Raw genomic sequence first — 11,708 nt, forward strand, 5'->3', positions numbered from 1 at the left:
AAGGCTGTCCGCCAGCCAAACCCATCAGACCGAACCAGTGGACACAATGGAAGACACCGACCTGCAAGCGCTGATGGCCAGACTCGAACTGCTGATTACCCGAGTCGAGCAACTAAAGAGTCAAAATGCACTCTTACTTGCTCAGGAAAAGACCTGGCGCGAGGAACGCGCGCACCTCATTGAAAAAAACGAAATCGCCCGGCGTAAGGTCGAATCGATGATTTCGCGCCTCAAGGCCCTGGAGCAAGACTCATGAGTTCAAGCAATAGCGTTACCGTGCAGATCCTCGACAAAGAGTATTCGATCATCTGCCCCCAGGAAGAGCGCAGCAATCTGATCAGCGCCGCCCGCTACCTGGACGGCAAGATGCGCGAGATCCGCAGCAGCGGCAAAGTCATCGGCGCCGACCGCATCGCCGTGATGGCCGCGCTGAACATCACCCACGACCTCTTGCACAAAGAAGAGCGCCCGGACATCCAGGCCAGCGGTTCGACCCGTGAACAGGTGCGTGACTTGCTCGATCGTGTCGATCTGGTGCTGGCGACCGATCCGGACGTCACCAAGGGCTGATTCGCCAGGCCGCTTGAGTTATACTCGCCGCACTCCCTGGGGTGCTTGCCAGTTGACGATGTCCCTGAGCCGATTTGCACTACCCTGGGGGTTGCACGTTGGGCTGGTGTGCATGTCCGCCAGACGGAAAGCCTTAAAGCCTACTGCATCCTCCACCTTGAACTCTCGGGTTCAAGGGCTAAGTCGACAGCGGCTCATCCGGGGAGCCTGATTCGAATCCGATGCCGGTGCATGCCGGCATCGGATTTTTTATGCGTACGTTTTCGTCCCCACCCTGCCGAAGCCGAACCATGACCGAACCCGCGTTGCTGCCCCGCCCCCAACTGCGCCGCCTGCTGCGCAAGGCCCGTCGCTCGTTGACGCGAAGCGAGCAGCGCCAGGCCGCCGAAGGTCTGTACAGGCAACTGGCACAAGACCCGCACTTTCGCCGGGCGAGACACATTTCCCTGTACCTGCCCACCGACGGTGAAATCGACCCGCGCCTGTTGCTGCGCGCTGCCCAGCGTCGCGGCAAGAAAACCTACCTGCCGGTGCTCAGTGCCTGGCCACGAACCAAAATGGTCTTTCAGCAGATCCGCCCCGGCGAAAAGCTCAAACCCAACCGTTTCCGCATTCTTGAGCCGCGCGCCAATCTGGCCCGTCAGCGCAAGGTCTGGGCACTGGATCTGGTGTTGTTGCCACTGGTGGGATTCGACGATGTCGGCGGGCGCCTGGGCATGGGCGGCGGATTCTACGACCGTAGCCTGGCCTATCTGGCCCGACGCCAGAACTGGCGCAAGCCGACGCTGTTGGGCCTGGCCCATGAATGTCAGAAAGTCGAACGTCTCGCGCAAGCGAGCTGGGATGTACCGTTGCAGGGAACGGTGACAGACAAGGCGTGGTATTTCGCAGGATAGACGCCGCGCGGATCAGCGGCGTCGAAAAAGGCAGTTTTAGCGCTTGAAGGCTGTCGACTGTTGTACTTGTTGCGCCACTTCAATCGGTGCATCGGCCTTGTTGGCCCACAGACTTTGCGCATAACCGGTGGTCACGACGCCCAGACCGAACAAAATTACCAAAGTCCACAGCAAATCCGGTTTGCGTTTCATCGATTGCCCCCCTCAAGGCACATCATCACGATGACAGCAGCGGTTTCCATTCGTAGGCCGTGCAGCAGCGTCAAGCTTTAAAGGCCGGCATTTTGCGACAACGTGAACCGTCGCGCAAATGCTGACGTCAACCGACCGTCGGTTTGTCATAAAATTGCCGGACAACCTGCCCAATGACCGCTTGAGGAGCACACACCATGGCCTACTGGCTGATGAAATCCGAGCCCGACGAGCTCTCGATCAAGGGCCTGGAAAAGCTCGGCAAAGCGCGCTGGGACGGGGTTCGCAACTATCAGGCACGCAATTTCCTGCGCGCCATGGCCGTGGGGGACGAGTTCTTTTTCTACCATTCCAGCTGCCCGGAGCCGGGCATTGCCGGAATCGGCAAAATAATCGAAGCGGCGTACCCGGATCCCACCGCACTGGAACCGGAAAGCCATTACTTCGACCCGAAAGCCACGCCGGAGAAAAACGCCTGGAGCGCGATCGATGTCGCCCACGTAGAGACATTCAACCGAGTCTTGAAGCTGGATTATCTGAAGCAGCAGACCGCGCTGGCCGAGATGCCGCTGGTGCAAAAGGGTTCGCGGCTGTCGGTGATGCCGGTGACGGCCGAGCAGTGGGCGGCGGTTATCGCGTTGAGACCCTGAGTCATTTGTCGCCTGACAAAATGCCATCGCGAGCAAGCTCGGCCCCACAGGGTTCAGCGGCGATCACACAAATGTGTGGCACCACAAAACCACTATGGGAGCGAGCTTGCTCGCGATGAGGCCTGCCCGGACAACGAATGCCTTACTGAATGATCAGGTTATTGAACAACAGGTCTTCAACCACCGGCTTGCCGGTCTCGTCATTCATCACTTGCTGGGTCTGTTTCAAGGCTTCCTGACGCAGTTTTTCCTTGCCCTCGATGCTGCCCATCGCATCGGTGGTCTGCTGAGTGAACAGCGCCACCAGTTGATTGCGGATCAGCGGCTCGTTGGCCTTGACCAGTTTGGTCGCCTCTTCGCCAGTCACCCGCAGTGCCACGTCGGCCTTGTAGACCTTGAGCTTCGGAGTGCCATCGAGCCCGTAGTTGCCCACGAACGGCGGGCTCAGGGTGATGTAGTTGACCTTCGGCGCCTCGCCCTCTTTGGCTTCTTCGGCCAGCGCTGCCACAGGCAGAGACAGGGCCAGCAACAACATGATCCACGCTTTCACAATTCGCTCCTTATCCGGTTTGCGGCCTAGCATAACGACCCGCCGCGCAAGCACAAGCTTATGGCGGACTATCAGGGCCGGGCATGCTCGTTGACCCGTTGACTGCCACACCTACACTTATCGGCCATCACTCCCAAAGGAATAGCCCTGATGAAAGCCGTGCTGTGCAAAGCCTTCGGCCCTGCCGAATCGCTGGTGCTGGAAGACGTCGCCAGTCCTGTCGCCAAGAAAAACGAAATCCTGCTGGACGTGCACGCCGCCGGGGTCAACTTCCCGGACACGCTGATCATCGAGGGCAAGTACCAGTTCAAGCCGCCCTTCCCGTTCTCGCCGGGTGGCGAAGCCTCCGGCGTGGTCAGCGCGGTGGGGGAAAAGGTCAGTCACCTGAAAGTCGGTGACCGGGTCATGGCCCTGACCGGCTGGGGCAGCTTCGCCGAGCAGGTCGCGGTGCCGGGCTACAACGTGCTGCCGATCCCGCCATCGATGGATTTCAACACCGCCGCCGCCTTCAGCATGACCTACGGCACGTCGATGCACGCCCTCAAGCAGCGCGGCAATCTGCAACCGGGCGAAACCCTGCTGGTACTCGGCGCCTCCGGCGGCGTTGGCCTGGCCGCCGTGGAAATCGGCAAAGCCATGGGCGCCCGGGTGATCGCCGCCGCCAGCAGCGCGGAAAAACTCTCGGTGGCCAAGGCTGCCGGTGCCGACGAACTGATCAACTACAGCGAAACCAGCCTCAAGGACGAAATCAAGCGCCTGACCGACGGCCAGGGCGCGGATGTGATCTACGACCCTGTCGGCGGCGACCTGTTCGACCAGTCCATCCGCGCCATCGCCTGGAACGGCCGCCTGCTGGTGGTCGGCTTCGCCAGCGGACGCATTCCCGAACTGCCGGTCAACCTCGCCCTGCTCAAAGGCGCTGCGGTACTCGGCGTGTTCTGGGGCTCCTTCGCCCAGCGCCAGCCGCAGGACAACGCGGCGAATTTCCAGCAATTGTTCGGCTGGTTTGCCGAGGGCAAGCTCAAGCCGCTGGTGTCGCAGGTCTATCCGCTGGGCAATGCCGCGCAGGCGATCAATGATCTCGGGCAGCGCAAGGCCGTGGGCAAGGTGGTGGTCAGCGTGCGCTAAACAGAAAAAGCTGTCTGGTCATACACCTGACCAGACAGGCATGCGCTGTTCTCATAAAACCTTACGAATGTCTTCCGGCAGAAGGGTTACGTACTTAAGGCCTGGACTCTTTTGGCAACGCATCACAATGCCGGGAACACGCTTGTTCATTTTGGCTATCATCGCCAAACGTTGCTCCATTGGGATCTGCCTCTGGAAAAACGTACTTGCCAGATAGCCGCGCACGTAATGAAACGGTGCAGCATCCATCCAGGAATGTTTTGGGTAATGCGCCAGCAAACTGTTGAACTCACGACATTTGAGATCTTTTAGCCACAGGTTCACGCCTTCAGGAGAATCGAATCCGAACGTCATCGGCGCGATGATTTCCTGTTCTGGCGGGCGCTCTCCTTCAACAGTCCACGGTTTAAAGCGCCATTGCGCCAGAGCGTTTTTCACCGCATCGGACAGTTCGGCATGATCGCTTTTCAAAATTCCAACCTTACTCACTGCGCCGTCCGCACTGACGATGAAGCTTACTTTGACTCCTCCGGTAAACCCGGCCCGTTGCAGTCCCGGCGGGTAGATGGGTTTCGGATTATGTTCCGGAATCAAGAACACTTCAGCCGCCCTGGAACTGGCGGCCACCAACAGCAAAATCAACAACACACACCACGGCATAACCCCTCCCCTTGCGACCCGAATGCCCGATCAGGCATCTGCGAAAAGGTTAAGGTGCCGCCAGCCAAAACAGAACGTCGTCGCTTCTGCGTTGGAAGCAGGACATTTCCTCGAGTTCTGCCCTACAACGCACTGAAACCCCGCAGGAAGACGCCGAGGTAACCTTTCCCACAACGCCCTGCACTTATATCTGAGCGACATGTTCATAAAGGAACGCGCGACATCCAACATTTCCACTGTTTTGCCGATGGGAAGCGGTGCTATTTTCGGTAACGAAACTGTAACATTCGCATCCGCAGTCAAAACAAGAAATCTGGAGCTCTTGAATGTTTGCTTTCTTTCGTCCTGCCGCACATCAGGCTCCATTGCCTGAAGAAAAAATCGACAGCACCTACCGACGCCTGCGTTGGCAGATCTTCGCCGGCATCTTCTTTGGCTATGCGGGTTATTACCTGTTGCGCAAGAACTTCTCGCTGGCAATGCCGTACCTGATCGACGAAGGCTACAGCCGTGGCGACCTGGGCCTGGCGATGTCAGCCATCGCCATCGCCTACGGTCTGTCCAAGTTCCTCATGGGCCTGGTGTCCGACCGCTCCAACCCGCGTTACTTCCTGCCGTTCGGCCTGCTGGTCTCGGCCGGGGTGATGTTCATTTTCGGTTTCGCGCCCTGGGCAACCTCCAGCGTGACCATGATGTTCATCCTGCTGTTTATCAACGGCTGGGCCCAGGGCATGGGCTGGCCGCCGAGCGGACGCACGATGGTGCACTGGTGGTCGCAGAAGGAACGTGGCGGCGTGGTGTCTGTGTGGAACGTGGCGCATAACGTCGGTGGCGGCCTGATCGGCCCGCTGTTCCTGATCGGCATGGGCCTGTTCAACGACTGGCACGCAGCGTTCTACGTCCCGGCAGCCGTCGCCCTGGCGGTAGCAGTGTTCGCTTTCGTGACCATGCGCGACACCCCGCAATCGGTCGGCCTGCCGCCGATCGAGAAGTACAAGAACGACTACCCGGAAGGCTACGACGCCAGCCACGAAGACGAATTCAGCGCCAAGGAAATCTTCGTCAAATACGTGCTGCGCAACAAAATGCTCTGGTATATCGCCATGGCCAACGTCTTCGTCTACCTGCTGCGCTACGGCGTGCTGGACTGGGCGCCGACCTACCTGAAAGAAGCCAAGGGTTTCACCGTGGATAAAACCTCGTGGGCCTATTTCTTCTACGAGTGGGCGGGGATTCCGGGCACGCTGCTGTGCGGCTGGATGTCGGACAAGATCTTCCGTGGCAACCGTGGCCTGACGGGCATGGTGTTCATGGCATTGGTGACCGTCGCGACCCTGGTGTACTGGCTGAACCCGGCCGGCCACCCGACCATCGACATGATCGCGCTGTTCTCCATCGGCTTCCTGATCTACGGCCCGGTGATGCTGATCGGTCTGCAGGCGCTGGAACTGGCGCCGAAGAAAGCCGCCGGCACCGCTGCGGGCTTCACCGGTCTGTTCGGGTATCTGGGTGGTTCGGTCGCGGCCAGTGCAGCGATGGGCTACACCGTGGACCATTTCGGCTGGGATGGTGGTTTCGTGCTGCTGGTGGGCGCTTGCCTGCTGTCGATGGCCTTCCTGGCCCCGACCCTGTGGCACAAGCAAGTCGCCAGTCAGAGCCGCGAAGCAGTCGCCTGATCGGCCTTTGACTTACAGCGCTTGAGACGCGCCTCCAGATTCCGGTCTGGCATGGCGTGGCTGCGCAGGGCGTGAGCGGTCTGCTCGACATAATCGCGAGTCGTGCCGTACCGCCCGCAAGCGCTTTCGAACACCTGGCTCAGCACATGATCCGGCAAGTTGCCGGCATAGCTGGGCAGGTGTCGCTCCAATACGAATCCCAGCGCCTGAACCTGGCTGCCATCTTCGAGTCGGCAGTTGAGCCAGTGTGGCCGATAGGACGGGAACGGCATTTCGCGCTTCCACAACGCATACAGCGCGCTGTCCAGATTGTCTTCCGGCAACCGGTAGGCGAAGCCGCTGCACGAGCCGCCACGATCCAGACCAAAGACCAGACCGGGCATTTCCGGCGTGCCGCGATGCTCGTGGGACCACAAGTACAAGCCACGGTGATAGCCATGCACGCGCCCACGCACCCGCTCCACGGCTGTGCATTCCGGCCGCCAGATCAGCGAACCGTAGGCGAACAGCCACACCGGCCCGCCCTTGTGGCGTGCCATGGTCGATTGCATGGAAGCGAGAAGTTGTTCGTGCGTCAGCTGCGGCCCAAGATCGAGCCGCGGAGGGTAAGCCAGGTTCAGAAAAGCGTTTTCAATGGCGCTCATGGCGAATAGCGTTCAGCTCCCCGCGGGTGAAGAATTACTTAATAGAACGCACCGCTGTAACAATAAGGCACATATGTTTTAAGGCAATTTGAGTGCCATGGCACAGTTCTTAATTGATTGCCCAATGGATATATAACCTACCGGCATTTATGCAATTACATAAATACCGATCGGCTATATGGAGAGTTATAACGAACTTACGAGCGGGGCGCGTAAGCGAATACATCCGCGCGCATCTGATGAGCGTCCATCCCCGCTTCCACCAGCGCATCCAGCGTGCCGTAGACCATGGCCGGCGAGCCGCTGGCATAGACGTGCAGCGGCTTCAAATCGGGGAAATCCTCGCAGACGGCTTCGTGCAACATCCCGCAACGCCCTTCCCAGCCGCACTGGTCACTGACGACTTTGTGCAGGAACAGATTGGGCAATTTCAGCCATTCGTCCCAATGTTCGATTTCATAGAAGTCTTCCGGACGACGCACACCCCAGTACAAGTGCACCGGATGCTTGAAGCCGCTGGCCCGGCAATGTTCGATCAGGCTGTGGATCTGGCCCATACCGGTGCCAGCGGCGATCAGCACCAGCGGCCCGTCCGGCAGTTCCGCCAGGTGGGTGTCGCCGAACGGCAGCTCGACCCGCACCATCGGGTTGCGCCTGAGCTGATCGATCAGGCTCAGCGCACTGGATTCGCGCGCCAGCACATGGATTTCCAGATCGCGACCGCCGTGGGGCGCCGAAGCCATGGAGAACGCCGACTTCTCGCCGTTCTCGCGCTCGATCATCAAATACTGGCCAGCGTGGTAGCGCGGCGGCTTGCCGGCCGGCGCCCGCAGCCGCACACGAAAGGTATCGCCACCGACGTCCCGGCATTCGATGACCTGACACGACACGCTGCGCACCGGCAGTTCTCCCAGCGCGAGCACGCCATCCCACAGCACGATGCAGTCTTCCAGCGGCTCCGCTATGCAAGTGTAGAACTCGCCGTGGTCGTGCACCTTGCCGGCCTGTTCGACCCGGCCTTCCACCAGCAGCGCCGCACACACATGGCAATTGCCGTTGCGGCAGCTTTGCGGGCATTCGTAGCCCAGGCGCCGCGCACCATCGAGAATCCGCTCTCCGGGCCGTATCTCGAGCACCGCTCCGGAGGGCTGCAGGGTTACACGCATCAATCTATTCCTAACTGATTCCAGATGGCATCGATCCGTTGGGTGACGGCGTCATCCTTGACGATGACGCGGCCCCACTCGCGAGTGGTTTCGCCCGGCCACTTGTGGGTGGCGTCCAGGCCCATCTTCGAGCCGAGTCCCGACACCGGCGAGGCGAAGTCGAGGTAGTCGATCGGCGTGTTGTCGATCATCACTGTGTCGCGCTTGGGGTCCATGCGCGTGGTGATGGCCCAGATCACGTCGTTCCAGTCCCGCGCGTTGATGTCGTCGTCGGTGACGATAACGAACTTGGTGTACATGAACTGTCGCAAAAACGACCAGACACCCAGCATCACGCGCTTGGCGTGGCCCGGATACGACTTCTTCATCGTCACCACGGCCATGCGGTACGAGCAGCCTTCCGGCGGCAGGTAGAAATCGGTGATTTCCGGGAACTGCTTCTGCAGGATCGGCACGAACACTTCGTTCAGCGCCACGCCGAGAATCGCCGGCTCATCCGGCGGACGGCCGGTGTAGGTGCTGTGGTAGATCGGATTGATCCGGTGAGTGATGCGCTCGACGGTGAACACCGGGAAGCTGTCGACTTCGTTGTAGTAACCGGTGTGGTCGCCGTACGGGCCTTCATCGGCCATTTCGCCCGGATGGATCACGCCTTCGAGGATGATTTCGGCAGTGGCCGGCACTTGCAGGTCGTTGCCGCGGCACTTCACCAGCTCCGTGCGGCTGTCACGCAACAGGCCGGCGAAGGCGTATTCGGAGAGGCTGTCCGGGACCGGGGTGACCGCGCCGAGAATGGTCGCCGGATCCGCACCCAGGGCCACGGACACCGGGAACGGCTGGCCCGGATGCTTCTCGCACCACTCACGGAAATCCAGCGCACCGCCACGATGGCTGAGCCAGCGCATGATGACCTTGTTGCGGCCAATCACTTGCTGACGGTAGATGCCAAGATTCTGCCGATCCTTGTTCGGACCTTTGGTGACGGTCAGGCCCCAGGTGATCAGCGGTGCCACGTCGCCCGGCCAGCAGGTCTGCACCGGCAGCATCGCCAGATCGACGTCATCGCCTTCGATGACCACTTCCTGGCACGGCGCGTCTTTGATGACTTTCGGCGCCATCGCAATGATCTTGCGGAAGATCGGCAGCTTCGACCACGCGTCCTTCAAGCCCTTCGGCGGCTCCGGTTCCTTGAGGAACGCCAGCAGCTTGCCGATTTCGCGCAGCTCGCTGACCGACTCGGCACCCATGCCCATCGCCACCCGCTCGGGCGTGCCGAACAGGTTGCCAAGCACCGGGATGTCGTAACCGGTCGGCTTCTCGAACAGCAGCGCCGGGCCCTTGGCCCGCAGTGTGCGGTCGCACACCTCGGTCATTTCCAGCACCGGCGAAACGGGAATCTGGATGCGTTTCAACTCTCCGCGCTGCTCAAGCTGCTGCACGAAATCCCGAAGATCCTTGAATTTCATTGACGATGGCACCCTCAAAATAGGCGTACATCCTACCTGCTCTGACGGGCAAACAGCAGCCCGTCAGCATCAGGCCTCGCTCAATTGTGGCTCGTCCCCAGCAGCAGAGGTGCAAACAGCGGGCTCAGCCGGGAGCTCCCCGCGTCCGAAAGATGATCCTCATCCTTGTACTGCGAATGGCCGTTGACCTCGATGCCGCAGACGCCATTGCCGCACATCAGCGGGGTTGGATCGATCACGTGCACACCCGGATCAGCGGCGCTCATGGAGTCGAACAGGCTGCTGAGGAAATGCTGGCGCGCCAGATGTTCCTCAAGCGGACGACCCAGCCCTTCGGCGGACCTTCCGATCCGCGCCAGGCTGGTCAAGCGGTTGATGGTGCCTTTGCGTTGCAGCGGCACCTCCTTGAACAGCCAGACTTGCGCCCCCGTTGCCCTCAATGCGGCAACTCGCGCCTTCAGCGCTGCTGCCATGCGTTGCTCGGCCTGGACGGTATCGTCTTGCGAATTGAGCAGCACCTTCTTATCGCCGTCTTCGCGGCCATACACGTAAAGGCTCCAGTTGGACGCCAGCACCACATCCTTGATGCCGAGGCTGCGCACACGTTCCATGGTCTGTTCGTTGAAATCCTTGCAGCGCTGACGCGGATCGTCGCTGAGAATCGGCGGGCACGCGCTCATGCTGTACAGCCAAACCGGACGCCCCTCGCGACGGGCATTATTCTCGATGGCCGGCAGCAAGGCGGCGGCGTGGCTGTCGCCCCAGAACAATTGAGTGGCCGGAACATCCTCGTTGCCACCCACCAGACAGGCCTTGTCCAGCTCTTTATCCTGAGTCACCAGCATGCATTTCATCTGCCCTGCATGCCACTCACGGGACTGTGCATACTCCAGCGCTTTACCGGTCAGACGCTGAGGGACACCGTCGGCGGAACGGATCGCCGACCCCGTCGCCACGAGTGCAACGATGGCGGCCAGACCGCCTGCCAGCACTGCATTTCGCGAGGCGAGCAAGCGTTTTTCGCGAAACGGCAGCTCGATATAGCGCAGACTCAGCCAGGCCAGGCCCAGCGCCAAGGCTATCCAGCCGATTGCTTCAACAGGCTGAATGCCATCGATGGAAATCGCGTTGGCGTAGACAAACACCGGCCAATGCCAAAGATAGAGCGAATACGAAAGCAAGCCGACCCAGACCAACGGCCGCAGACTCAAGAGCCGCCCGGTGAGGCTCGCACCTTGCGCGCCCGACCAGATCAGCGCCGTCGTCCCCAACACCGGCAACAAGGCTGCCCAGCCCGGAAACACGGTGGATTTGTCAAAAGTGAACACCGCGACCAGCACTGCCGCCAGACCGGCCAGCCCCACGGCCTGATACAACCACGGACGCACCGCCTGCTTCGGCGCCGGAATTACCGCGAGCATCGCGCCGCAGAGCAACTCCCAGGCCCGGGTAGGCAGCGAGAAGAAGGTGAATTCCGGCTTGTGTTCGATGTTGGCGATGTTCAAGCCGAACGATACCAGCAACACGGCGAACAGCATCCAGCGCCAATGGCGGAAATAGCGGATCAGCACCGCCATCAACAGCGGAAAGAAGATGTAGTACTGCTCTTCCACCGCCAGCGACCAGGTATGCAGCAGCGGCTTCAGATCCGAGGCTGGCTGGAAGTAGCCGTCCTCGCGCATGAACAGAATGTTGGAGATGAACAGCGACTGATAGCGCACTGTTCGCCCGAGTTCGGCGAAGTCCTTGGCCGTCAGCAGCAACCAGCCCAATGCCAGCGTCACCAGCATGACCACGCTCAGGGCAGGAATGATGCGGCGGGCACGGCGTGCCCAGAAATCAATGAAGCTGAAGCGCTGAGCGCTGATTTCGCGGAACAGGATCGTTGTGATCAGGAAGCCGGAAATGACGAAAAAAACGTCAACCCCGACAAAGCCGCCACTGAATGTACTGAATCCAAAATGAAACAGTACGACGGGAATAACCGCCAGAGCTCGTAATCCGTCGATATCACGGCGATTGCCAAACGTGTGCATGACCTTTCTCGTTTCTGGATACAGAGTCCTTGGAAAGCGCGAAAGTTATCAGCCACGTGCATTTCAATCCAGAT

General features: G+C 60.1%; 13 protein-coding genes and 1 other RNA gene. 7 read left to right on the plus strand and 7 right to left on the minus strand.

Translation table 11 applies throughout. The features are described from left to right. Positions 1-46 precede the first annotated feature (46 nt). The 4 genes from PDR5_RS27615 to PDR5_RS27630 all read left to right on the plus strand — a co-directional run bounded on the left by PDR5_RS27615 (position 47) and on the right by PDR5_RS27630 (position 1,466). A complete protein-coding gene (locus PDR5_RS27615) occupies positions 47-256 on the plus strand; it encodes a TIGR02449 family protein (RefSeq protein WP_007940359.1) in 210 nt (69 codons plus the stop codon). Then, positions 253-570, plus strand: coding sequence for a cell division protein ZapA (locus tag PDR5_RS27620; RefSeq protein WP_039765346.1), 318 nt, complete (start codon positions 253-255; stop codon positions 568-570). Before PDR5_RS27615 ends, PDR5_RS27620 begins: the two co-directional genes overlap by 4 nt. A gap of 30 nt (positions 571-600) precedes the next feature. After that, a non-coding RNA gene (gene ssrS / locus PDR5_RS27625) (6S RNA) lies at positions 601-779 on the plus strand. An 81-nt stretch (positions 780-860) separates the two neighbouring features. Continuing rightward, entirely contained in the window at positions 861-1,466 is a 606-nt protein-coding gene (locus tag PDR5_RS27630; protein ID WP_064600281.1) for a 5-formyltetrahydrofolate cyclo-ligase, read from the plus strand. A 36-nt stretch (positions 1,467-1,502) separates the two neighbouring features. Here PDR5_RS27630 and PDR5_RS29940 read toward each other — a convergent pair whose 3' ends face one another. Beyond that, the gene (locus PDR5_RS29940; protein ID WP_007911192.1) at positions 1,503-1,658 is read right to left on the minus strand and encodes a hypothetical protein; all 156 of its coding nucleotides are present in this window, start codon (positions 1,656-1,658) and stop codon (positions 1,503-1,505) included. A 197-nt stretch (positions 1,659-1,855) separates the two neighbouring features. Between PDR5_RS29940 and PDR5_RS27635 the strand changes: the two genes are divergently transcribed. After that, positions 1,856-2,308: an EVE domain-containing protein gene (locus PDR5_RS27635; protein WP_064600283.1), complete on the plus strand. Its 453-nt coding sequence runs from the start codon at positions 1,856-1,858 to the stop codon at positions 2,306-2,308. 142 nt (positions 2,309-2,450) lie between these two features. Here the strand turns inward: PDR5_RS27635 and PDR5_RS27640 are convergent, their stop codons facing one another. Further along, on the minus strand, positions 2,451-2,858 hold the full coding sequence (locus tag PDR5_RS27640; RefSeq protein ID WP_007951814.1) for a flagellar basal body-associated protein FliL: 408 nt from the start codon (positions 2,856-2,858) through the stop codon (positions 2,451-2,453). A gap of 150 nt (positions 2,859-3,008) precedes the next feature. Here PDR5_RS27640 and PDR5_RS27645 point away from each other — a divergent pair, with 150 nt between their 5' ends. Next, positions 3,009-3,986, plus strand: a complete 978-nt coding sequence (locus tag PDR5_RS27645) for an NADPH:quinone oxidoreductase family protein (RefSeq protein WP_064600285.1) — start codon at positions 3,009-3,011, stop codon at positions 3,984-3,986. Positions 3,987-4,037: 51 nt separating this feature from the next. Here PDR5_RS27645 and PDR5_RS27650 read toward each other — a convergent pair whose 3' ends face one another. Next, complete coding sequence (locus tag PDR5_RS27650) at positions 4,038-4,646, minus strand: energy transducer TonB (RefSeq protein ID WP_064600287.1); 609 nt, start codon at positions 4,644-4,646, stop codon at positions 4,038-4,040. 326 nt (positions 4,647-4,972) lie between these two features. Between PDR5_RS27650 and glpT the strand changes: the two genes are divergently transcribed. After that, positions 4,973-6,322: a glycerol-3-phosphate transporter gene (glpT, locus tag PDR5_RS27655; RefSeq protein WP_039765339.1), complete on the plus strand. Its 1,350-nt coding sequence runs from the start codon at positions 4,973-4,975 to the stop codon at positions 6,320-6,322. Here glpT and PDR5_RS27660 read toward each other — a convergent pair. From PDR5_RS27660 to PDR5_RS27675, 4 genes are all read right to left on the minus strand, one after another. Beyond that, positions 6,298-6,966, minus strand: coding sequence for a gamma-glutamylcyclotransferase (locus PDR5_RS27660; RefSeq protein ID WP_039765337.1), 669 nt, complete (start codon positions 6,964-6,966; stop codon positions 6,298-6,300). The two genes, glpT and PDR5_RS27660, sit on opposite strands and share 25 nt — an antisense overlap. Before the next feature lie 197 nt (positions 6,967-7,163). After that, positions 7,164-8,132, minus strand: a complete 969-nt coding sequence (locus PDR5_RS27665) for a CDP-6-deoxy-delta-3,4-glucoseen reductase (RefSeq protein WP_064600289.1) — start codon at positions 8,130-8,132, stop codon at positions 7,164-7,166. Beyond that, positions 8,132-9,598 (minus strand): 4-hydroxy-3-polyprenylbenzoate decarboxylase, encoded by a 1,467-nt coding sequence (gene ubiD, locus PDR5_RS27670; protein ID WP_064600291.1) that lies wholly within the window; start codon positions 9,596-9,598, stop codon positions 8,132-8,134. Before ubiD ends, PDR5_RS27665 begins: the two co-directional genes overlap by 1 nt. An 80-nt stretch (positions 9,599-9,678) precedes the next feature. Next, positions 9,679-11,634, minus strand: a complete 1,956-nt coding sequence (locus PDR5_RS27675; RefSeq protein WP_064600293.1) for an acyltransferase family protein — start codon at positions 11,632-11,634, stop codon at positions 9,679-9,681. Between the last annotated feature and the right edge of the window lie 74 nt (positions 11,635-11,708).

Source organism: Pseudomonas sp. DR 5-09 (assembly GCF_001655595.1).
Classification (GTDB): Bacteria; Pseudomonadota; Gammaproteobacteria; order Pseudomonadales; family Pseudomonadaceae; genus Aquipseudomonas; species Aquipseudomonas pharyngis.

What these genes read in the sequence shown, in the direction of transcription:
- PDR5_RS27650 (WP_064600287.1), bottom strand. Translation starts at nt 4,646, where the DNA reads ATGCCGTGGTGTGTGTTGTTGATTTTGCTGTTGGTGGCCGCCAGTTCC.
- PDR5_RS27645 (WP_064600285.1), top strand. Translation starts at nt 3,009, where the DNA reads ATGAAAGCCGTGCTGTGCAAAGCCTTCGGCCCTGCCGAATCGCTGGTG.
- PDR5_RS27635 (WP_064600283.1), top strand. Translation starts at nt 1,856, where the DNA reads ATGGCCTACTGGCTGATGAAATCCGAGCCCGACGAGCTCTCGATCAAG.
- ubiD (WP_064600291.1), bottom strand. Translation starts at nt 9,598, where the DNA reads ATGAAATTCAAGGATCTTCGGGATTTCGTGCAGCAGCTTGAGCAGCGC.
- PDR5_RS27620 (WP_039765346.1), top strand. Translation starts at nt 253, where the DNA reads ATGAGTTCAAGCAATAGCGTTACCGTGCAGATCCTCGACAAAGAGTAT.
- PDR5_RS27675 (WP_064600293.1), bottom strand. Translation starts at nt 11,634, where the DNA reads ATGCACACGTTTGGCAATCGCCGTGATATCGACGGATTACGAGCTCTG.
- PDR5_RS27615 (WP_007940359.1), top strand. Translation starts at nt 47, where the DNA reads ATGGAAGACACCGACCTGCAAGCGCTGATGGCCAGACTCGAACTGCTG.
- PDR5_RS27665 (WP_064600289.1), bottom strand. Translation starts at nt 8,132, where the DNA reads ATGCGTGTAACCCTGCAGCCCTCCGGAGCGGTGCTCGAGATACGGCCC.
- PDR5_RS29940 (WP_007911192.1), bottom strand. Translation starts at nt 1,658, where the DNA reads ATGAAACGCAAACCGGATTTGCTGTGGACTTTGGTAATTTTGTTCGGT.
- PDR5_RS27630 (WP_064600281.1), top strand. Translation starts at nt 861, where the DNA reads ATGACCGAACCCGCGTTGCTGCCCCGCCCCCAACTGCGCCGCCTGCTG.
- glpT (WP_039765339.1), top strand. Translation starts at nt 4,973, where the DNA reads ATGTTTGCTTTCTTTCGTCCTGCCGCACATCAGGCTCCATTGCCTGAA.
- PDR5_RS27660 (WP_039765337.1), bottom strand. Translation starts at nt 6,966, where the DNA reads ATGAGCGCCATTGAAAACGCTTTTCTGAACCTGGCTTACCCTCCGCGG.